Source organism: Streptomyces sp. NPDC025721, from assembly GCF_055558595.1.
Genome location: NZ_JBVHMF010000019.1, coordinates 106,732 through 127,303, shown reverse-complemented (window position 1 = coordinate 127,303; position 20,572 = coordinate 106,732). Strand labels below are relative to the sequence as shown.

At 72.5% G+C, this 20,572-nt stretch carries 16 protein-coding genes; 6 read left to right on the top strand and 10 right to left on the bottom strand.

All coding sequences use genetic code 11. From position 1 onward, the window contains the following. Both ACZ4EF_RS24885 and ACZ4EF_RS24880 read right to left on the bottom strand, forming a co-directional pair. Positions 1 to 555 (bottom strand): trypsin-like serine protease (locus ACZ4EF_RS24885; protein ID WP_467506424.1); only part of this gene is annotated, 555 nt, incomplete at its 3' end. A 152-nt stretch (positions 556 to 707) separates the two neighbouring features. Next, positions 708 to 1,694, bottom strand: a complete 987-nt coding sequence (locus tag ACZ4EF_RS24880) for a LysR family transcriptional regulator (protein WP_467506423.1) — start codon at positions 1,692 to 1,694, stop codon at positions 708 to 710. A gap of 127 nt (positions 1,695 to 1,821) precedes the next feature. Here ACZ4EF_RS24880 and ACZ4EF_RS24875 point away from each other — a divergent pair, with 127 nt between their 5' ends. Together ACZ4EF_RS24875 and ACZ4EF_RS24870 are read left to right on the top strand one after the other, a co-directional pair. Then, the gene (locus ACZ4EF_RS24875) at positions 1,822 to 3,066 is read left to right on the top strand and encodes an MFS transporter (protein ID WP_467506422.1); all 1,245 of its coding nucleotides are present in this window, start codon (positions 1,822 to 1,824) and stop codon (positions 3,064 to 3,066) included. 124 nt (positions 3,067 to 3,190) lie between these two features. After that, positions 3,191 to 3,736, top strand: a complete 546-nt coding sequence (locus ACZ4EF_RS24870) for a VOC family protein (RefSeq protein ID WP_391049126.1) — start codon at positions 3,191 to 3,193, stop codon at positions 3,734 to 3,736. Positions 3,737 to 3,754: 18 nt separating this feature from the next. Here the strand turns inward: ACZ4EF_RS24870 and arsB are convergent, their stop codons facing one another. Both arsB and ACZ4EF_RS24860 read right to left on the bottom strand, forming a co-directional pair. Beyond that, the gene (arsB, locus tag ACZ4EF_RS24865) at positions 3,755 to 4,951 is read right to left on the bottom strand and encodes an ACR3 family arsenite efflux transporter (protein WP_467506421.1); all 1,197 of its coding nucleotides are present in this window, start codon (positions 4,949 to 4,951) and stop codon (positions 3,755 to 3,757) included. Further along, complete coding sequence (locus ACZ4EF_RS24860) at positions 4,942 to 5,250, bottom strand: ArsR/SmtB family transcription factor (RefSeq protein WP_355350097.1); 309 nt, start codon at positions 5,248 to 5,250, stop codon at positions 4,942 to 4,944. Before ACZ4EF_RS24860 ends, arsB begins: the two co-directional genes overlap by 10 nt. Before the next feature lie 171 nt (positions 5,251 to 5,421). Here ACZ4EF_RS24860 and ACZ4EF_RS24855 point away from each other — a divergent pair, with 171 nt between their 5' ends. Both ACZ4EF_RS24855 and ACZ4EF_RS24850 read left to right on the top strand, forming a co-directional pair. Continuing rightward, a complete protein-coding gene (locus ACZ4EF_RS24855; RefSeq protein ID WP_467506420.1) occupies positions 5,422 to 5,835 on the top strand; it encodes an arsenate reductase ArsC in 414 nt (137 codons plus the stop codon). Between the two features lie 139 nt (positions 5,836 to 5,974). Continuing rightward, positions 5,975 to 8,026: a thioredoxin domain-containing protein gene (locus ACZ4EF_RS24850; RefSeq protein WP_391049134.1), complete on the top strand. Its 2,052-nt coding sequence runs from the start codon at positions 5,975 to 5,977 to the stop codon at positions 8,024 to 8,026. Positions 8,027 to 8,163: 137 nt separating this feature from the next. On the opposite strand, the gene ACZ4EF_RS24845 is transcribed toward ACZ4EF_RS24850, so the two are convergent. The 3 genes from ACZ4EF_RS24845 to trhA form a co-directional block, all read right to left on the bottom strand. Then, complete coding sequence (locus ACZ4EF_RS24845; RefSeq protein WP_355347827.1) at positions 8,164 to 8,784, bottom strand: TetR/AcrR family transcriptional regulator; 621 nt, start codon at positions 8,782 to 8,784, stop codon at positions 8,164 to 8,166. Positions 8,785 to 8,788: 4 nt separating this feature from the next. Then, a complete protein-coding gene (locus ACZ4EF_RS24840; RefSeq protein WP_467506419.1) occupies positions 8,789 to 10,501 on the bottom strand; it encodes an MFS transporter in 1,713 nt (570 codons plus the stop codon). A gap of 245 nt (positions 10,502 to 10,746) precedes the next feature. Continuing rightward, positions 10,747 to 11,445, bottom strand: a complete 699-nt coding sequence (gene trhA / locus ACZ4EF_RS24835) for a PAQR family membrane homeostasis protein TrhA (RefSeq protein ID WP_467506418.1) — start codon at positions 11,443 to 11,445, stop codon at positions 10,747 to 10,749. A 256-nt stretch (positions 11,446 to 11,701) separates the two neighbouring features. Between trhA and ACZ4EF_RS24830 the strand changes: the two genes are divergently transcribed. Next, positions 11,702 to 13,522 carry a phosphoenolpyruvate carboxykinase (GTP) gene (locus ACZ4EF_RS24830; RefSeq protein WP_467506417.1) on the top strand — a complete coding sequence of 607 codons (1,821 nt, stop codon included), beginning with the start codon at positions 11,702 to 11,704 and terminating at the stop codon, positions 13,520 to 13,522. Positions 13,523 to 13,604: 82 nt separating this feature from the next. Here ACZ4EF_RS24830 and ACZ4EF_RS24825 read toward each other — a convergent pair whose 3' ends face one another. Then, positions 13,605 to 14,819 (bottom strand): pyridoxal phosphate-dependent aminotransferase, encoded by a 1,215-nt coding sequence (locus ACZ4EF_RS24825; protein ID WP_391127123.1) that lies wholly within the window; start codon positions 14,817 to 14,819, stop codon positions 13,605 to 13,607. A gap of 91 nt (positions 14,820 to 14,910) precedes the next feature. On the opposite strand from ACZ4EF_RS24825, the gene ACZ4EF_RS24820 reads away from it, so the two are divergent. Further along, positions 14,911 to 17,190, top strand: a complete 2,280-nt coding sequence (locus ACZ4EF_RS24820; protein WP_467506416.1) for a KAP family P-loop NTPase fold protein — start codon at positions 14,911 to 14,913, stop codon at positions 17,188 to 17,190. Here ACZ4EF_RS24820 and ACZ4EF_RS24815 read toward each other — a convergent pair. Continuing rightward, positions 17,093 to 18,697 (bottom strand): N-acyl-D-amino-acid deacylase family protein, encoded by a 1,605-nt coding sequence (locus ACZ4EF_RS24815; protein ID WP_467349413.1) that lies wholly within the window; start codon positions 18,695 to 18,697, stop codon positions 17,093 to 17,095. The two genes, ACZ4EF_RS24820 and ACZ4EF_RS24815, sit on opposite strands and share 98 nt — an antisense overlap. 433 nt (positions 18,698 to 19,130) lie before the next feature. Continuing rightward, positions 19,131 to 20,489 carry an alanine racemase gene (locus ACZ4EF_RS24810; RefSeq protein ID WP_401721715.1) on the bottom strand — a complete coding sequence of 453 codons (1,359 nt, stop codon included), beginning with the start codon at positions 20,487 to 20,489 and terminating at the stop codon, positions 19,131 to 19,133. Positions 20,490 to 20,572: the final 83 nt, after the last annotated feature.

Sequence of the window (20,572 nt, the reverse complement as noted above, 5' to 3'; positions counted from 1 at the left end):
AGGGGCTGTAGATCCTCCTGTCGCGGTGGCGCCGTAGAACCGAGTCTCCCCCCCCCCCCCCCCCCGCAGCCGCGACTGCTTGAGCACCGGCGACTGGCAGGAGTTCTCGTCCCCGGCGCACGTCGCGCCCCACCCGTACACCCGCACGGTCCGGCCGGGACGGACGGGCGCGGTGGACAGGCGCGCCGTGCGGACGTTCATGGCCGGCACCTCGACCAGCATCATGTCGGCGACGGCGCTTCCCACGCGCCCGCCGGGCACCGGCCGGACCGTCGTGCCCTTGCGGACGTCGAGGCTGCCCACCCGGAACGTGATCCGCTTGTCCGCGACCGGCCGCGCCTGCTCGAAGAAGCAGTGCGACGCGGTCAGAATCCACCGGCGCGTCACGGCCGTCCCGGTGCACACGGGCTTTCCGTCGACGAACATCCGCACCGCCCACGGCCCGTACGTGCTCTTCGACCCGCCGATCACCGCGGAGGCCGGTGCCGACGCCGTCACGATCCCCGTCACGGCCACCAGTACGGCCGTCAGCAGCACCCGAATCCGCCCCGCCATCCGCGACCACCCCTCACGCTCACCCGGCACCGCTCCCGCTGGCGCCACTGGTGCCATTGGCACCACTTCCGCCACTTCCGGAACATCCGCCCATGAGCGTACGCGCCGACCCCCGGCTTTCCGGACCGGACGCGCACCGGGCGTCACGTCGGTCAGCCGCCACCCGGCGCATCCGGCCCGGAGTTCGTCGGCGGTGACACCGGAGGCGGGGGGATCACCCAGTCGGGGCGCCACGTCCCGGCGGCGTCGTGGGCGGTCGCCGCGGCGGCGAGGTGGGCGCGCAGAACGGCCAGCGCCGGGTGGGGGTTGTCGCGGTGCCACAGGAGGGCGTGCGGGTAGACGGGGGTGGGGTCGGTCACCGGGATACGGCGCAGGCCGTGGCCCGCGGGCCAGATGAGACGGGTGGGCTCGCCCATGAAGGTGGCCAGCGCCGGGGTCTCGGCGAGGGTGTCGAGGAGCGCGTCGGAACCGAAGTTGGGGCCGGTCGCCTCGATGGTGAGGCCGAACTCGTCGACGAGGTCGTCGTAGTAGGCGCCCCACTCGGAGCCGGGGACGATGCCGGGCATCCAGATCCGGTGCCCCACGAGCCGCTCGACGGTCACCGACCGGGCGCCCGCCAGCGCGTGGGCCGGGCCGGTGAGGAGCTGGAGCGGCTCGTCGAGCACCCGTACGGACGCGACGTCCTCGGGCAGCGGCAGGCCGGGCGCGGCGACGGCGCGGAAGGTCGCGTCGATCGCACCGGACCTGACGGCGCCGACGGCCGTGCCGAATTCCAGCAGCATCACCACGTCGAGGTCGATCTCGGGGTGCGCGCGGTGGAAGCCGCGCATCAGGCCCGCCTGCGCGCCGCGCGAGGCCATCACGTCGACGCGCAGCGGACGGCGGCCGGGGCGTACGGACGCGACCGCGCGTTCGGCGACGCGCAGCAGTTCGCGCGCGTGGGGCAGGAACGCCTGGCCGTCGATGGTGAGTTCGGCGCCGCGCGGGGCGCGGGCGAACAGCCGCATGCCCAGGGCGCGTTCCAGCGCGGCGACCCGCTTGGAGACCGCCTGCTGGGTGATCGACAGGTCGGCGGCGGCCTTCTGGAACTGGCCCGCGTCCGCGACGGCGACGAAGGTGCGTACGGCTTCGAGGTCCACGTCGATTCACCTTAGTGAACAACGAATGGTTGTGGATCGCGGGCGGTGCGGTTGTTTGACCTGCGGTTGTGCCGCTCGCTTAGCTCTCACCGGTCCACGTCGGCCCGTCGAAGGGGGAGCGCCGCGCATGAGGGGCAGGAGAGCGCTGGGCCGGCCGTTCGGCTGGCTGTGGACGGCGTACGCGGTGAGCGCCTACGGGTCGGGGCTGGGCTTCGGCGCGCTGCCGCTGATCGCGGTGCTGGCCCTGCACGCGGGCCCCGCCGAGGTGTCCGCGCTGTCCGCCGTGGGGCCCGCGGTGGGAGCGCTGATCGCGCTGCCGCTCGCGCCGTGGGTGGAGTTCCGGCGCAAGCGCCCGGTCATGGTCGCGATGGACCTGACCCGGTTCGCGGTCATGGCGACGGTCCCGGCCGCGTACGCCCTCGGCTGGCTCAGCTTCGTCCACCTGCTCGTGGTCTCCGCCGTGTCCGCCGCGGCCAAGATCGCCTTCAACGCCTCCAGCGGCGCCTACCTCAAGACGCTCGTCCGGCCGGACGACCTGCTCGTGGCCAACGCCCGCTTCGAGTCCACGAACTGGAGCTCCATCGCGGTCGGGCCACCGCTCGGCGGAGCGGCCATCGGCCTGTTCGGGCCGGTCGTCACCGTCGTGGCCGACGCGCTCAGCTACCTGTGCTCCGCGCTGTGCGTCACCGCGATCCGCGGCCGGGAGGACGCGCCGCGGCCCACCGGCACACCGACGACCCGGGCGGGCGCGCTGCTCGACGGCTGGCGGCACCTCCTGGGCCACCCCGGCCTGCGGGCGCTCTACCTCAACCAGCTGCTCGTCGGCGGTCTGATCATGGCCACGGAACCGCTGCTCGCCGTGCTCCTGCTGCGCCAACTCGGCTTCCCGCCCTGGCAGTACGGCCTCGCCTTCGCCGCGCCCTGCGTCGGCGGGCTCATCGGCTCGCGGCTGGCCCGCCGGGTGGTGGCCCGCCACGGGCAGCAGTGGGTCTTCCGGACCGTCGGCACCCTGCGCGCCGTCTGGCTGATCGGGCTGGCCTTCGTCCGGCCCGGCGTCGTCGGCCTGCTCACCGTGATCGCCGTCGAGCTGGCGATCATCGTCAACATGAGCCTGTACACACCGGTGCTCGCCACCTACCGGCTCGAACACACCCCCCGGCACCTCGTCGCCCGGACCCTGTCGGCCTGGTCGATCGGCCAGCAGACGGCCATCGCCGTCCTCACCGCGCTCGCCGGGCTGCTCGCCGACGTCACCGGCCCGCGCACCGCCCTCACGGTCGTGGGCCTGCTCATCCTGACCACCCCGCTCCTGCTGCCCCGCCGCGACCTCACCCCGAGCCCCGAGCCGGCCGTGGCCCCCGGCCGGCCGTGACCGACCGGGCCCGGGCGGGGGTATCGGCGGATCGCGGCACCGCCGCTGCGCCGTTGCGGACCGGAACTGACCGCAATCGCGCCTAGCGTCGCTGTCGACAACCGATGTCAGCGAAAGGACCGCGATGCCCGAGAAGACCAATGCCGCGCCCGAGGGCTACACCACGGTGGCGCCCTGGGTGGTCACCGACGACACGGGGGCGTTCCTCGACTTCGTGGCCGCGGCGTTCGGGGGTGAGGAACTCGGGCGGGTGGCGACGGAGGACGGCCTGATCGGACACGGCGAGATCCGTATCGGCGACACCGTGGTGCTGGCCTTCGACCGGCACGCGGACTGGCCTGTCGTGCCGAGCCTGCTGCGGGTGTTCGTCGCCGACGCCGACGAGGCGTTCGCGCGGGCCGTCGCGGCCGGCGGCCGTATCGTCACGGAGCTGGCCGACGACGCCTTCGGACAGCGCGGCGGCCGGATCAAGGACCCCTTCGGCAACATCTGGTGGGTGGTCAGCCGCGTGGAGGACGTCTCCGCGGACGACATGTGGAAGCGGCTGGAGGACCCCGTGTACGCCGAGGCCATGCGCGTGGCCCAGGAGACCCTCGACGCCGAGCTGAGCGGCCGGGCCGGCCGCAGCAGCGCCCCCGTCAGGACTTGGCCCCGCGGCCAGGACGCGTAAGGCGTAGGTCAATCAGCGTCAATCAGCCGTCGTCAGCGCGTCGGCGGTGAACCTCCGGCGCCAGGCGAGCGCGACGTGGACGAGGCCGATCAGGACGGGGACCTCGATCAGCGGGCCGACGACCCCGGCCAGCGCCTGGCCGGAGGTGACCCCGAAGGTGGCGACGGCGACCGCGATGGCCAGTTCGAAGTTGTTGCCCGCCGCGGTGAACGCGAGGGTCGCGGTGCGGTCGTAGGCCAGACCGACACCCTTGCCGAGGAGGAAGGCGCCGAAGAACATGACCGCGAAGTAGACCAGCAGCGGAGCCGCGATCCGTACGACGTCCAGCGGGCGCGAGCTGATCGTCCCGCCCTGGAGGGCGAAGAGGACGACGATCGTGAACAGCAGCCCGTACAGCGCCCACGGGCCGATCCTCGGCAGGAACGCGCTCTCGTACCGCTCGCGCCCCACGCGCCGCTCGCCGACGCGGCGCGTGAGGAACCCCGCGAGCAGGGGCACGCCGAGGAAGACGACGACGTTCAGCGCGATGTGCCAGGCGGAGACGTCCAGGCCCTGGCCGTCGCCGAGGTCGAGCAGACGCGGCAGCAGGTCGAGGTAGAACCAGCCCAGCAGCGCGAACGCGAGCACCTGGAACACCGAGTTGAGCGCGACCAGGACGGCGGCGGCCTCGCGGTCGCCGCACGCGAGGTCGTTCCAGATGATGACCATGGCGATGCAGCGGGCGAGTCCCACGATGATCAGACCGGTGCGGTACTCGGGCAGGTCCGGCAGGAAGAGCCAGGCCAGCGCGAACATGATGGCGGGGCCGACGATCCAGTTGAGGAGCAGGGAGGACGCCATCAGCTTCCGGTCGCCGGTGACGCGGTCGAGCCGGTCGTAGCGGACCTTGGCCAGCACCGGGTACATCATCACGAGCAGGCCGAGCGCGATCGGCAGCGAGATCCCGCCGATCTCGGTCTTCGCGAGCGCGTCGTTCAGCCCCGGGACGGCGCGGCCCAGCCCCAGACCGGCCCCCATCGCGGCCAGGATCCAGACCGCGAGGTAGCGGTCCAGGGCGGAGAGCTTCCCGACGACCGAGTCGCGCGGGGCCGGACCGCCGTCCGGTGAGCGGGCGGCGGCGGGCTCCGCGGAGGGCGCGGGTCGGGGTTCCGCGGAGGGCGCGGGCCGGGGTTCCGCCGAGGGCGCGGGCCGGGGTTCCGCCGAGGTCACGGGCACGCCCGCTTGTTCTCGGCGGCGGTACGCGCGGACTCCGCGAGCGCGGCGAACCGCTCGGACAGTCCGGCCAGCACCTCGGGGCGCAGCTTGTAGTAGACGAACCGGCCGCAGGGCTCGGTGTCCACCACGCCCGCCTCGCGCAGGACCTTCATGTGGTTGGAGAGATTGGTCTGCCTGGCTCCGGTCTCCTCGACCAGGTGCGTGGTGCACAGGGTCTCGCGGGCGAGCAGGGTCACGATCCGGAGCCTGAGCGGGTCGGCCAGCACCCGCATCAGATCAGTGTCGACTGATGTCAGCATGGACTGATACTGTCACACATCAGTCGCCGCTGATACCAGCGCGGGCTGAATCGTTCGTTCGCCTCGCCACGTCGCCGCAGCGAACCCGTCCCGTCAAGCCGTCGCACCACGCCCGTCTCATCACGCCGGTCTCATCACGCCGTTCAACCGAGGAAGGAACAGGGAAGTCCCATGTCCGACAAGCCTTCCGTCCTGTTCGTCTGCGTCCACAACGCCGGCCGCTCGCAGATGGCCGCCGCGTGGCTCACCCACCTGGCCGGGGACCGCGTCGAGGTCCGCTCCGCCGGGTCCGACCCGGGCGCCGCCGTCAACCCGGCCGCCGTCCGGGCCATGGCCGAGGTCGGCATCGACATCTCCGCCGAGGCCCCGAAGATCCTCACCGTGGACGCGGTACGCGAGTCCGACGTGTGCGTCACGATGGGCTGCGGCGACACCTGCCCGGTCTTCCCCGGCAAGCGCTACCTCGACTGGAAGCTCGACGACCCGGCCGGCCAGGGCGTCGAAGCCGTGCGACCGATCCGCGACGAGATCAAGTCCCTGGTCGAGACCCTCCTCCAGGAGATCGCCCCACCCCCGGCCCCTTGACCGCCCCGCCCCCCGCCGGACCCCGTCCCCACCGGTCCCGCTCCCGCTCCCGCCCGGTGCGTCGAGAAGCCCGAACGACAGCCTCCCGCCGCCGCGCGCGATCGTCTCGCGTGCCTTGCTTTGTGAGAGGCTAGGCCGCGTGAACCGGTTGGCTGACGCGACCTCGCCCTATCTTCTCCAGCACGCCGCGAATCCCGTGGACTGGTGGCCGTGGGGGGCGGAGGCGTTCGCGGAGGCGCGCAAGCGCGGTGTGCCGGTGCTGCTGAGCGTGGGGTACAGCGCGTGTCACTGGTGCCATGTGATGGCGCACGAGTCCTTCGAGGACGAGGTGACGGCCGCGTATCTCAATGAGCACTTCGTGTCGGTGAAGGTGGACCGCGAGGAGCGGCCGGACGTCGACGCCGTGTACATGGAGGCTGTGCAGGCGGCCACCGGTCAGGGCGGCTGGCCGATGACGGTGTTTCTGACGCCGGAGGGCGAGCCGTTCTACTTCGGTACGTACTTCCCGCCGGCCGCGCGGCAGGGGATGCCCGGCTTCCGGGACGTGCTGGAGGGCGTCGTCGCCGCGTGGCGGGACCGGCGCGAGGAGGTCGCGGATGTCGCGACGCGGATCGTCCGGGACCTGGCCGAGCGGGCCGACGCGTATGGCGCGGCCGTCCATCCGGGTGAAGGCGAACTGTCGGCGGCGCTGCTCGGGCTGACCCGTGAATACGACGCGCGGCGCGGCGGGTTCGGCGGGGCGCCGAAGTTCCCGCCGTCCATGGCGCTGGAGTTCCTGCTGCGGCACCACGCGCGGACCGGCGCCGAGGGCGCGTTGCAGATGGCCCGCGACACCTGCGAGGCGATGGCGCGCGGCGGGATCTACGACCAACTCGGCGGCGGCTTCGCCCGGTACGCGGTCGACCGCACCTGGACCGTCCCGCACTTCGAGAAAATGCTTTACGACAACGCGCTGCTCACCCGCGTGTACGCGCACCTGTGGCGGGCCACCGGCTCCGACTTCGCGCGCCGCGTCGCGCTGGAGACCGCGGACTTCATGATCGCCGAACTGGCCACGGACGAGGGCGGGTTCGCGTCCGCGCTGGACGCCGACAGCGACGACGGCACCGGCAAGCACGCCGAGGGCGCCTACTACGCGTGGACGCCCGCGCAGCTCACCGAGGTACTGGGCGCGGCCGACGGGGAGTTCGCGGCGGGCTACTTCGGCGTCACCGAGGAGGGCACCTTCGAGGAGGGCGCCTCCGTACTCCAACTTCCGCAGGGCAACGGCGTGGTGGACGCCGACCGGGTCGCCTCCGTACGCGAACGGCTGCTCACCGCCCGCGCGTCGCGCCCCCGTCCGGGGCGCGACGACAAGGTGGTCGCCGCCTGGAACGGCCTGGCCATCGCCGCGCTCGCCGAGACCGGCGCCTACTTCGACAGGCCCGACCTCGTACAGGCCGCGGTCGACGCCGCCGACCTGCTCGTACGCGTCCACATGGACGAGCGCGGACGGCTCTCGCGCACCTCGCGCGACGGCGTCGCCGGGGCCAACGACGGTGTGCTGGAGGACTACGGCGACGTCGCCGAGGGCTTCCTGGCGCTCGCGTCGGTGACCGGCGAGGGCGTCTGGCTGGACTTCGCCGGGCTGCTGCTCGACTCCGTCATCGTCCACTTCACCGCGGACGACGGCGGGCTGTACGACACCGCCGACGACGCCGAGACCCTGATCCGCCGCCCGCAGGACCCCACCGACAACGCGACGCCGTCCGGCTGGACGGCCGCCGCGGGTGCGCTGCTCACGTACGCCGCCCACACCGGCTCCGACGCCCACCGCACCGCCGCGGAAAGGGCGTTGGGTGTCGTCGGCGCGCTCGCCTCCCGCGCGCCGCGGTTCGTCGGCTGGGGTCTGGCCGTCGCCGAGGCCGCGCTCGACGGGCCGCGCGAGGTCGCCGTCGTCGGCGCGGTCGGCGATCCCCTGACCGACGAACTCCACCTCACCGCGCTGCTCGGCGCCGCGCCCGGCGCCGTGGTCGCGGTCGGCGAGGAGGGCAGTACGGAATTCCCGCTGCTGCACGCCCGGCCGACGCGCGCCGGGCAGGCCGCCGCGTACGTCTGCCGCAACTTCGTCTGCGACGCGCCGACGTCCGACGCCCGCACCCTGCGCTCGCAGCTCCGCTCCGACGTGTGGACCGGACCCCGCCCAAGCTAGTCGGCCCCCCTGCGGGGGTGCGCGCTAGGCCACGACGCTGCCGTGGGTCTCCGCCCGTCCCGGCGGGGCGGATCGGGGGTGGCCGGGTCACCGGGGGGTGGGGGCTGGGGGCTTGGTGCCGGGGGAGGCGCGCGGGGTCAGAACTCCAGGCCACCGCGCAGCAGGCCGAGGGCGCGGTCGAGGAGGGGGAGGAGGTCTTCGGTGCGGCCCTGTTCGACCCAGTACATCGTCGTCTCGTGGATGACGCTGAAGACGGCGGCGGTGAAGACGCGTACCTCGAGGTCGTCGGCCGAGCGGCCGGACCGCTCGGCGATGATGCCGCCGAGCAGCCGACCGGTCTCCGACATGGTTTCGTGGGAGCGGGAGCGGATGGCGGGGACGTCGCGGACCAGTTCCTCGCGCTGAACCATCTCGGCCTGGCCCTCGGGGTCCTGGAGCAGCAGGCTGAGCGATTCGTGCATGACCATTTCCAGCGCCGTCAGCGGTGACTCGTCGGCGGGCCGGGACCGCAGCATCTCGGCCATGCCCGCGTCGTACTCGTCCGTGAGGACGATGTCCTCCTTGGTGGGGAAGTACCGGAAGACGGTGCTCGGCGAGACGTCCGCCTCGGCCGCGATCTGGTCGACGGGGGTGGCGTCGTACCCCTGCTCGGCGAAGAGCCGGTAGGCGGCGGCGCGGATGGCCTGGCGGGTCTGGGCCTTCTTGCGTTCGCGCAGACCGGTCTTCGCCGGGATGATGCCGCTGGAGCGAGGGGACATGGCCTCATTGTCCGGCATCCGTGGTGCGTTCTGCCACGGGCAGCGATGCCCCGGCGCGGGTGTCGGAGCCGGTCACGGAGCCGGTCACGATGCCGGGCGCGGTGTCGCTCCCGGACCCGGACCCGTGTCCGGACCCGTCTCCAGACCCCTTCGCGCCCCGGTCGGCCGCGCCCCCGTCCGTCGCTTTCCCGGTGCGCGGATTCGGCAGGAAGGCCGCCACCAGCGCGGCGGCCACCAGGGACGCGACACCGCAGACGGTGAGGACGACGCTCATGCCGTGCAGGTACGCGGCGTCGGCTGCGGTGGCCAGCGCGCGGTCGCCCAGGGAGGCGGCGACGGCGTGGGCGCCGACGACGGAGTCCTTGGCGGTGTGCGCGGCGGCCGAGGACAGGCCGCCGGTGTCCAGCCGTCCGGTGTACCCGGCGGCGAGGACGCTGCCGAGGATGGCGACGCCGATCGCGCCGCCGGTCTGCCGCAGCGTCTGGAGCAGTCCCGAGCCGCTGCCCGCGCGCTCGCGGGGGAGCGCGCCGAGCGCGCTGTCCATGGCGGGCACGATGGCGAGGCCGAAGCCGAGTCCGGCGATCGACAGCCACAGGGCGGTGACGCCGTAACCGTCACCGACGCGCGTGGTGCTGCCGAGGAAGGCCGCGCCCGCCAGGACGGCGAGTCCGCCGACGATCACCGGCCGCGGGCCGAACCGCTTGACCAGCGGGGAGCCCGCGCGGGCGGCGAACATCAGCCCGCCCATCATCGGCAGCAGCCGCAGACCGGTGCCGAACGCGTCGTAGCCCAGGGAGGTCTGGAGGTAGGACGGCAGGACGAAGAGCAGCCCGGTGAGGATGAAGGTGACCAGGGTGGCGGCGACCGCGTTCCACACGAAACCGCGCTGCCGCAGCAGGGTCAGGTCGAGCATCGGCCTGCTCACCCCGCGCTCGCGCAGCACCAGCCCGGTGATTAGCGCGACCCCGCCGAACAGCATCAGCAGCACCAGCGGGTCGCCCCAGCCCCGGTCGGGCGCCTCGATGATTCCGAAGACCAGGGCGCCGAGGCCCCCGGCGGCGAACACCGTGCTGGGGACGTCCACCCGGGGCGCGGCGGGGTCGCGGGTCTCGGGCAGCAGCGTCATGCAGGCGACGACGCTCAGGCCGACCAGCGGGATGTTGATCAGGAAGACCGAGCCCCACCAGAAGTGTTCGAGCAGCGTGCCGCCGATGATCGGGCCGAGCGGCATGCCGAGCGCCATCGCGGTGGACACGATCGCGACCGCCCGCGAGCGCTCCTGCCCGCTGAACATCGACGGCAGCACCGACAGCGCCAGCGGCATGATGAAGGCCCCGCCGACGCCCATCACCGTACGGGCGGCGATCACCGGTCCCGGGCTGTGCGCCAGCACGCCGAGCATCGATCCGGCCAGGAACACGACGAGGCCCGTGACCAGCATCCGGCGCCGTCCGAACCGGTCGCCCAGCAGGCCCGCCGGGAGCATCGCGGCGGCGAAGACGACGGTGTACGAGTCCACGATCCACTGCATGTCGCCGGTGTCGGCGCCGATCTGGGCGGACATCGTCGGCAGCGCCACGTTGAGGATCGTCGTGTCGAAGCTGAGGACGAGGACGCTGGCGATGATCGCGAGCAGTGCCAGCCAGCGCCGCGGGTCCGCCTGCGGCGGGGCTTGCGCGTCCGCCGGGGGCGGGGCCGGGGAGGAAGAGGTTGCCATGACGGCTCCTGAAGGTCTGTGTCAAATGAAAGTGACTCCTAAAAAAGAGTAGCTGTCAGATCGCCGCATGGGAACCCGTGCGGGCGGGCGCGTCCGCGGATGGGTGTCGGCGTACGCGTACGCACCGGCGTACGCGCCCTCACTCACCCGCGGACGCGCGCCGACGTGCGGGCGTACGAAAAAACCCGCCCCCGTGGGGACGGGCGCGGGTGGGTGAAGGGGCGGGCCGGCTGCGGCCCGGCGGATTACGTGTGCTGGTAGGCGACCAGCGAGATGCCGACGTAGTGGACGATGAAGGCGACCAGCGTGAAGGAGTGGAAGACCTCGTGGAAGCCGAACCAACGCGGTGACGGATTCGGCCGCTTGAAGCCGTAGACGACGGCGCCGCCGCTGTAGAGCAGGCCGCCGACGATGACGCAGACCATGACGGCCACGCCGCCGGTCCGCAGGAAGTCCGGCAGGAAGAAGACCGCGACCCAGCCGAGCGCGATGTAGCACGGGGTGTAGAGCCAGCGCGGGGCGCCGACCCAGAAGACGCGGAAGGCGATTCCGGCGAGCGCGCCCGCCCAGACGACCCACAGCAGCGCCTTCGAGGTGTCGCCGGGCAGCAGCAGGATCGCCAGCGGCGTGTACGTGCCCGCGATGATCAGGAAGATGTTCGCATGGTCAAGTCGTCGCAAAATCGCTTCGCCCCGAGGGCCCCAGTTGCCCCGGTGGTAGAGCGCGCTCACGCCGAACAGCGCGCACGCGGTCACGGTGAAGACGCCGCAGGCGATCCGTCCCCTGGTGCTCTGGGCGAAGGCGGTGAGCACGACTCCCGAGACGAGCACGGCGGGGAACATCCCCGCGTGCAACCACCCTCTGAGCTTGGGTTTCACGGGGATCGGCAAGTCGACGCCGTCGACGGTGGGGAGCACCTCTGAAGTGTCGTTGCCAAGGGCCATGCCGTCAATCCTACCTACGGTCGCGTAAGTTACCTGTTAGTAGATTCAAAGGTGGCGCGGGACACTCCCGGAGTGGTGATGCTCACTCGCGGCGCCCTGGACAGAATCATTTGACGGGGCCCACACTCATATGAGTGCGGTCGGTACCGGATGAGCACTCCACGAACGCGTCCGGGCCGCAGCCCCCAAGGGGCCGAGAACCAAACCCTCAATTTGTGACGCCGGTTCTGTGCGGACCCGGCGGGACGGAGCGATCGTGGCGCGCGGTATTGCGGCTCCCACCAACCATCAGGAACTGACCCGCTGGGTCGGCGAGATCGCCGAACTCACGCAGCCCGACGAGATCGTGTGGTGCGACGGCTCGGAGGCGGAGTACCACCGCCTGGCCGGAGAACTCGTCGCCAAGGGCACCTTCACCAAGCTCGACCCGACCCTGCGCCCCAACTCGTACTACGCGGCCTCCGACCCCTCGGACGTGGCGCGGGTCGAGGACCGGACCTTCATCTGCTCGGAGAACGAGGCGGACGCGGGCCCGACCAACCACTGGAAGGCCCCCGCCGAGATGCGGGAGATCTTCACCGGCGACAAGGGCGTCTTCCGCGGCTCGATGAAGGGCCGCACGATGTACGTCGTGCCCTTCTGCATGGGCCCGGTCGGCTCACCGCTGTCCGCCATCGGCGTGGAGATCACCGACTCCGCGTACGTCGCCGTCTCCATGCGCACCATGACCCGGATGGGTCAGGCCGTGCTGGACGAACTGGGCACCGACGGCTTCTTCGTCAAGGCCGTGCACACCCTGGGCGCCCCGCTCGAAGAGGGCCAGGCCGACGTGCCGTGGCCGTGCAACAGCACCAAGTACATCTCGCACTTCCCCGAGAGCCGCGAGATCTGGTCCTACGGCTCCGGCTACGGCGGCAACGCCCTGCTCGGCAAGAAGTGCTACGCGCTGCGCATCGCCTCCGTCATGGCCCGCGACGAGGGCTGGCTCGCCGAGCACATGCTGATCCTCAAGCTCACCCCGCCCAAGGGGGGACCCGAGGCCGTCAAGTACGTCGCCGCCGCGTTCCCCTCGGCCTGCGGCAAGACCAACCTCGCGATGCTGGAGCCCACCGTCCCCGGCTGGACCGTCGAGACCATCGGCGACGACATCGCCTGGATGCGCTTCGGCGAGGACGGCCGCCTGTACGCCATCAACCCCGAGGCCGGTTTCTTCGGCGTGGCGCCCGGCACCGGAGAGCACACCAACTCCAACGCGATGAAGACGATGTACGGCAACTCCGTCTTCACCAATGTCGCCCTCACCGACGACGGCGACGTGTGGTGGGAGGGCATGACCGAGGAGCCGCCCGCGCACCTCACGGACTGGAAGGGCCAGGACTGGACGCCGCAGTCCGGCACGCCCGCCGCCCACCCCAACGCCCGCTTCACCGTCCCCGCCGCGCAGTGCCCGATCATCGCGCCCGAGTGGGAGGACCCGCGCGGCGTCCCGATCTCCGCGATCCTCTTCGGCGGACGCCGCGCCTCGGCCGTACCGCTGGTCACCGAGTCCTTCGACTGGCAGCACGGCGTCTTCCTCGGCGCCAACGTCGCCAGCGAGAAGACCGCCGCCGCCGAGGGCAAGGTCGGCGAACTGCGCCGCGACCCCTTCGCGATGCTGCCGTTCTGCGGCTACAACATGGGCGACTACTTCGGCCACTGGGTGTCGCTCGGCAAGACGCACGACGCCGCCAAGCTGCCGAAGATCTACTACGTCAACTGGTTCCGCAAGGACGCCGCCGGGCGCTTCGTCTGGCCGGGCTTCGGCGAGAACAGCCGGGTCCTGAAGTGGATCGTCGAACGCCTCAACGGCGAGGCCAAGGGCGTCGAGACCCCCATCGGCATCCTGCCGGCCCCCGGCGACCTCGACACCGAGGGGCTCGACATCTCCCAGGACGACCTCGACCTGCTGCTGTCCGTCGACCGCGAGGTCTGGAAAGAGGAAGCCGCCCTCATCCCCGCCCACCTCGAAACCTTCGGCACCCACACCCCGCGCGAGCTGTGGGACGAGTACGAGTCCCTGGTGGCGCGCCTGGGCTGACGTGGGGGGCGCGGATCGCCCGCGCCCCTTCGCGGTGACCTCCCGCGCTCCTTCGCCGTACCCCTCCCGGACGCCGTACCTCTTACGGCACCTGGCTGTAGCCGCCCAGGAAGTCGCCGATGCGGGTGACCGCGTCCGTCAGGTCCTCCTTGGCGGGGAGGGTGACGAGGCGGAAGTGGTCGGGGTCGGGCCAGTTGAAGCCGGTGCCCTGGACGACGAGGATGCGCTCGGCCCGCAGGAGGTCGAGGACCATCTGCTGGTCGTCCTTGATCTTGTGCACCTTGGGGTCGAGGCGCGGGAAGGCGTAGAGGGCGCCCTTGGGCTTCACGCAGGTGACGCCGGGGATGGCGGTCAGGGCCGCGTACGCCGCGTCGCGCTGCTCGGTCAGCCGGCCGCCGGGCAGGACGAGGTCCTTGATGGACTGGCGCCCGCCGAGGGCGGTGGCGATGGCGTGCTGCGCGGGCACATTCGCGCACAGCCGCATGTTCGCCAGGATCGTCAGACCCTCGATGTAGCTGGTCGCGTGGTCCTTGGGGCCGCAGACCGCGAGCCAGCCGCTGCGGAAGCCCGCCACCCGGTACGCCTTCGACAGACCGTTGAAGGTCAGGGTCATCAGGTCGGGGGCGATGGCGGCGAAGGGGGTGTGCGTCGCGTCGTCGTACAGGATCTTGTCGTAGATCTCGTCGGCGCAGACGATCAGCCGGTGCCTGCGGGCGATCTCGGCGATGCCGCGCAGCATCTCGTCGTCGTACACGGCGCCGGTCGGGTTGTTCGGGTTGATGATCACGATCGCCTTGGTGCGGTCGGTGATCTTCCGCTCGATGTCGGCGAGGTCCGGCTGCCATTCCGCCTGCTCGTCGCAGCGGTAGTGCACGGCCGTGCCGCCGGACAGCGAGACCGACGCCGTCCACAGCGGGTAGTCCGGCGCGGGCACCAGCACCTCGTCACCGTCGTCGAGCAGCGCCTGCATCGACATCTGGATCAGCTCCGACACCCCGTTGCCGAGGTAGACGTCCTCGACGTCCAGGTCGATGCCCTTGGTCTGGTAGTGCTGCATCACCGCGCGGCGCGCCGGGAGGATGCCCTTGGAGTTCACATACCCGTGCGCCGTCCCCAGCGACCTGAGCATGTCCTCCAGGATCTCCGGCGGGCACTCGAACCCGAACGGCGCCGGATTCCCGGTGTTCAGCTCCAGGATGCGGTGACCCGCCGCCTGAAGCCGCATGGCCTCTTCGAGGACCGGGCCCCGGATGTCGTAGCAGACGTTGGCGAGCTTCGTGGACTGGATCACCTGCATGCCGGTCACCTTACGGCCACGTCACGCGGACCGCTCGGTGTTTTCCGCCACGTACCGGCGGACCCGGGGGCGCGGCTGCCAGACTTGGACGGTGTCCTCCCCAGCGGCCGGACCGCCGCCCATGTCGCCGTACGCGACGCCTTACGCGACGCCGTACGCATCCCCGTACGGGTCCTCGTACCCGCCGGTGACCCCGCCCGCGTTCGCTCTGCTCAACGACGAACCCGTGGCCGACGAGACGCGCGACCTGCTCGGCGCCAACCGGGCGGCGGCGCAGCTCACCGGACTGCTGGTGGCCTCGCGCGACGCCACGCCCTTCACCCTCGCGGTGGACGCCGGATGGGGGATGGGCAAGAGCAGCCTGATGCGGCTGGTCGACGTACGGCTCCAGCGGTTCCCCGACGTGCACACCGTCTGGTACAACGCCTGGACCTCGACCGGCGGCGACGCCCTCGAAGGGCTCATCAAATCGGTGCTCAACCAGGTCGACCCCAGCATCCTGCGGCGCGCCCTGCGCCGGATCAGGGCCGGCGGCGCCCTGATGGGCCTGTTACGGGCGCTGACCGTCGTCGCCGCCGGGCCGCTCGGCGTGGCGGGCATGGTCGACGAGCTGTGGAAGCGCCTGTCGGTCGACGCGGGCGCCCGCAACGGCATGCGGGACGCGCTGCGCGACATGGTCGGCGAGTGGACCGCGACGCGCGGCTCCGCGCCCGGCGGCAAACTCCTCGTCATCTTCATCGACGACCTCGACCGCTGCTCGGAGCAGACCTTCCTCGCCGTCTGCGAGGCCGTGAAGGTCTACCTCGACGTGCCGGGCCTCGCCTTCGTCATCGGCTGCGACCGCGCCGCGATCGGCCCCGGCGGACTGCTGCCCGATCTCTCGCCCGCCGGGGCCGCCTTCGTGGAGAAGATCTTCCAGACCAGCTACCGCATCCCCGCCCCCAGCGGCCGGGAGATCCAGGCGTACGTCCGCTCCTGCGCCGAACTGGCAGGTATCGACCACCTGTTGGACCCGCACCTGGTCGAACTCCTCGCCTACCGCGCCGCCCGCAACCCGCGCCGGGTCAAACGCCTGCTCAACGGCCTGCTGTTGGAGGCGAGCCTCAACCCGGTCTGGGCGGGCATCCGCCCCGAGGCCGTCATCCGCACCCTGCTGCTCCAGTACCTCTATCCCGACTTCCACCGCATGATGACGGCGCCCGCCGGGCCCGGGGACGACGCCGACGTGGTGCGCGAATTCCGCACCTACCGCCGGGTCCGCACCCGCCTGTGGTCCCCGGCGCCGCTCGCCGACCCCGACCGGCCGATGGTCGCCGACTTCCTGCGCGCCCACTCCCTGCCGCCGCTGCACGGGCACGAGGACCACGGCACGGTCCTCGCCGACCTCGAAGCCCAGCTCCCGGTCGGCTTCCCCGACCTGGCGGGCGACCCCGCCTTCGTCTCCCTGGTCGAGGACCTGGTGGCGCTGCCCGAGTCCGAACTGGTGCTGCGACGGCTGCGGCAGGGCACCGAGGACGGCGAGACGGCGCCGTATCCGCCGCTGGCCGGTCCGTGGGAGAGCGCGCCGCAGCCCGCGGCCGGGCCGGAACCGGCCGGGGACCCGGTGGCGTCACCGGAGCCGAGCGGATCGTCGGTCGACTACGGCGATACGGGGGTCGGCACGCCGCCGTACCCGGGGCCCGTGCAGGGGTACGGGCAGGGGCCCGTGCAGGGGTACGCGCCGGGGTACGGCTACGGCTACCCGCGCGGTGACGGGTCGCCGTACGAGCCGGATCCGCTGGAGCGGCCGCAGTCGGTGAGCCCCGCGCTCGACGACCCGGAACTGGCCGGGTACGGCGCCGACGCACCGGCCTGGCACGCGCCGCAACAGGGTTCCGGCTACCCGGCCGGGACGCCGGAGCGTACGTTCGCGCTCGCGGTGGCGGCGGGCTTCGCGCGGGGCAGAGGCCGTGCCATCGCCCAGTTGCTGACGGTGAGCTCCGCCGTGCTCCCCGCCGACACGGAAGCCGAACTCGTCCAGATCTTCGCCGAACACCGCCCCGCCCTGCTGCTCTGCCACGCGGGCTTCGCGGACGAGCCCGCCAAGGGCTTCGCGCTGGTACGCGGTGTGAGGTCACGCGGCTACGCGGGTCCGGTGATCTTCTACTCCGGGCGGATCACGCCCAACGACCGGGCCGCCGCCGGGGCGTTGGAGGCGGTCATCACCGACGACCTGACCGCCGTACCGGCGATCGCCGAGACCCTCACCTCAGGGACTCTCGCCCCAGGGGCCCTCACCCCCGGGCCGTTCGCCGACCAGCCGTTCCTCGCGCCTCGGTCCGCCGCACCGAGCGTCCCGCCAGCACGTCCGTCCGACGGGCGTCCTCGATGACGAACCGGCCGTCGATCAGGACGTACGGGATACCGGTGGGCAGGGTGCGGGGGCGGTCGTACGTGGAACCGGCCGCGACGGTGGCCGGGTCGAACAGGACCAGGTCGGCGCGGTAGCCCTCGCGGACCAGGCCGCGATCGGGCAGCCGCAGCCGGGCGGCGGGCCTGCCGGTCAGATGGGCCACGCACTCCTCAAGGGGCAGCACCCCCAACTCCCTGACGTAGCGGCCCAGATACTCGGGGAAGGTGCCGTACGCGCGCGGGTGCGGCTTGTCGCCGCGCAGGATGCCGTCGGAGCCGCCGGTGTGGACGCGGTGCCGCATGATGGCCCGGACGTTCTCCTCGTGGCCGACGTGCTGGAGGATCGTGGTGGCGAGCCGGTCCTCCAGCAGGAGCCGCCGGGCGGTCGCGAAGTCCGCGATCCTGCGCCCGACATGGGCGGCCAGCGAGCGCTCGCGCACCCCGGCGACCTCGATCACCGACCAGTCGACGGGGACGCCGTGGCTGCCGTCGGCGCCGTCCACCTCCATCACCCGGCGGATGCGCGCCGCCGTCGCGTCGTCGCGCAGCCGGGCCAGCGTCGCGTCGGGGCCGCCCTCGGTGGCCCAACTGGGCAGCATCGCCACGAGGGTTGTGGAGCCGGGGAGGTAGGGGTAGCTGTCCAGGGAGATGTCCGCGCCTGCGGCCAGGGCCGCGTCCAGCAGCGCCAGCAGTTCGGGGGCGCGGCCCTCGTTCTCCGGGAAGTTCATCGTGGCGTGCGCCAAGTGCAGCGCGCAGCCCGCCTGTTCGGTGAGCGCCACCATCTCCTCGTACGCCCGCAGCGCGCCCGCCCCGTACGACCTGTGGTGTGGGCAGTAGTAGCCGTCGTACGCCGCCACCACCCGGCACAGCTCGGTCAGTTCCGCGTCGGACGCGTACATCCCCGGTGTGTACGTCAGCCCCGACGACAGGCCCACCGCGCCCTGGGCCAGGCCGTCGGCGACCAGTTCCTTCATCCGTGCCAGCTCCGCCGCCGTGGCCGGGCGGTCCTCCCAGCCCAGCGCCAGCATCCGGACCGTGCCCTGCGGCACCAGATACGCGGCGTTGACCGCGATGCCCCGGTCCAGCCGGTCCAGGTACTCGCCGACGCTCCGCCAGTCGAACTCCACGTCCGAGCCGTCGCCGTTCCACCCCGCGATCTGGGCCCGCACCTGCGCCAACGTCCGGTCGTCGACCGGCGCGTACGACAGGCCGTCCTGGCCGAGGACTTCCAGCGTCACGCCCTGTGCCGCCTTCGCCTCGTGCGACGGGTCCCGCAGCAGCGCCAGGTCGCTGTGCGCGTGCATGTCGATGAACCCCGGCGCCAGCGCCAGACCCTCCGCGTCCACCACCCGTCTCGCCGTGAGCCGCCGCCCCCCGTCCTTCCGCCGGATCTCCCCGACCCGGCCCCCCGCCAGCCCCACGTCCGCCACATACGACGCCGCCCCCGTTCCGTCGATGACGCGAGCGTCGCGGAACACGAGATCCATGGCGGGGCCTTTCATGTCGTCACGGTTGCCGCCCATCGCCGCCGGGCCTGGCCCTCAACCGCCGGACGGGCTGGTCGGCTGGCGGGGGTTGCGTCGTCGGTCGCGGGTCGGGCTGTGCGTTGCTTCGCGCTGGTCGGCCGACGGCGGGCTTCGTCCTCGGTCGCCGGACGGGCTGTTTGTTGCTTCTGGCGCGCCCGCCCAACCGGCCGCCCGTGCCCAGGGTTCGGACCCGGCGGTCGTCCCGCCCGGACCCGAGCCGCCTTCCCGCCCATCCGGCGGCCTCCGCCGAGCCCGTCCGGTGGGCGGGCGAAGCCTGCGCCGCGCCGCCCGCGCCGCGCGGGCCAGACGGTCCGGGCACCGCTGCCGGCGCGGGACGCGCCAACCCCCCCTTTTCAGCCCGTCCGGCGATTGAGGACATGGGGGGGCGGGTGGGTTAGAAGAAGGTGCGGATGTAGGCGGGGACGGTGGCGTCGGGGGCGGTGACCGGGATGAGGGGCCACTTGTCGAAGGTGGTGCAGGGGTGGGAGAGGCCGAGGGCGACCCAGTCGCCGACGGCGAGGGGGTCGGAGGCGGGCACGGCCAGCCAGGTGTGCTGGTCGGACAGGGCGGTGACGGTGAGCCCGTCCGGCGCCGGACGCGGACCGGCGTCGGCGCCGCGAACCGTCTGGACGGACGGCAGCCCGAGATCGTACGGCGCGTCGCGCTTCCCGGCGTTGAGGAATGCCTGGGTGGGCGAGGGCCGGGAGACGACCTGGGCCCAGAGCCGGAAGGCCGGTTCGAGGGCGCCCTCGTCCGGGACCCGGTTGAACGGCGTGCGCCGCCGGTAGTGGTCGTCGTCGTGCGTGACGTACGCCCCGGAGCGCAGCAGCTTCAGGACCGGCCGGGACATCGCGGGCACGTCCGCGAAGACCTCCGCGACGAGGTCGAACCAGGCGGAGCCCCCGGCGCTGACCACGATCTGCTCGGCGTCCCCGAAGAGCCCGTCGGCGTCGAGGGCGCCTGCGAGCGCGACCAGCCGCCGCAGCCACGCACGTACCCGCTCGGGGTCGGCGTCCGGCACCTCGCCCTCGTACCCGGCGACGCCGGTCAGCCGCAGCGTGCCGGTCGCGGCGACGGCCGCCGCGACGGCCGCGCACTCGTCCTCGGTCCTGACACCGGTCCTGGCGCCCTCGCCGCCCGCGAGCTCGACGACGACGTCCAGCCGCCGCCGCGTCCCGGCGTCCCGCAGCGCCGCGTCCATCAGCTCGACACCGCGCACGGAGTCGACGTACGTGACGACGGTGAGGCCGGGGTCGGCGTCGAGCTGACCGCCGATCCAGCGCAGCGCCACCGGGTCGACGACCTCGTTGGCGATGAAGATCCGCGGCACCCCGAACGCCCGGCACACGCGCGCCTGGTGGGGTACGGCGACGGTGATCCCCCAGGCGCCGCGCGCGAGTTGGTCGGCGAAGAGCTGCGGGGCCATGGACGTCTTGCCGTGCGGGGCGAAGGACAGGCCGTGTTGGGCGGTGTACCGCTCCAGGAGGTCGAGGTTGTGCGCGAGGGCGGCCTGGGACAGGACGAGGACGGGCGTGGTGAAGCCGCCGTCGAAGAGGCCGCGGCGCTGGTCGGCCAGCTCGCCGACGGTCAGCCCCTCGGCGTCCGGCGGCAGCCCCTTGAAACGGTGGTCGACCCGCTCCTCGCGCAGCCCGGCCGCCAGCGCCGCCACCCGCTCGGCACCGGCACCGGCACCGGCACCCGTGCCGACCCCGGCCCCGGCCCCGCCCCCGTGTCCGCCCACGTCCGCCGTCATCGAACCTCCCGAGTTGCAACATATGCAACGGCCGTTGCATACAGTGATGCAAGCTGTCTAACATCCCCGCGAGTGCCTGGTCA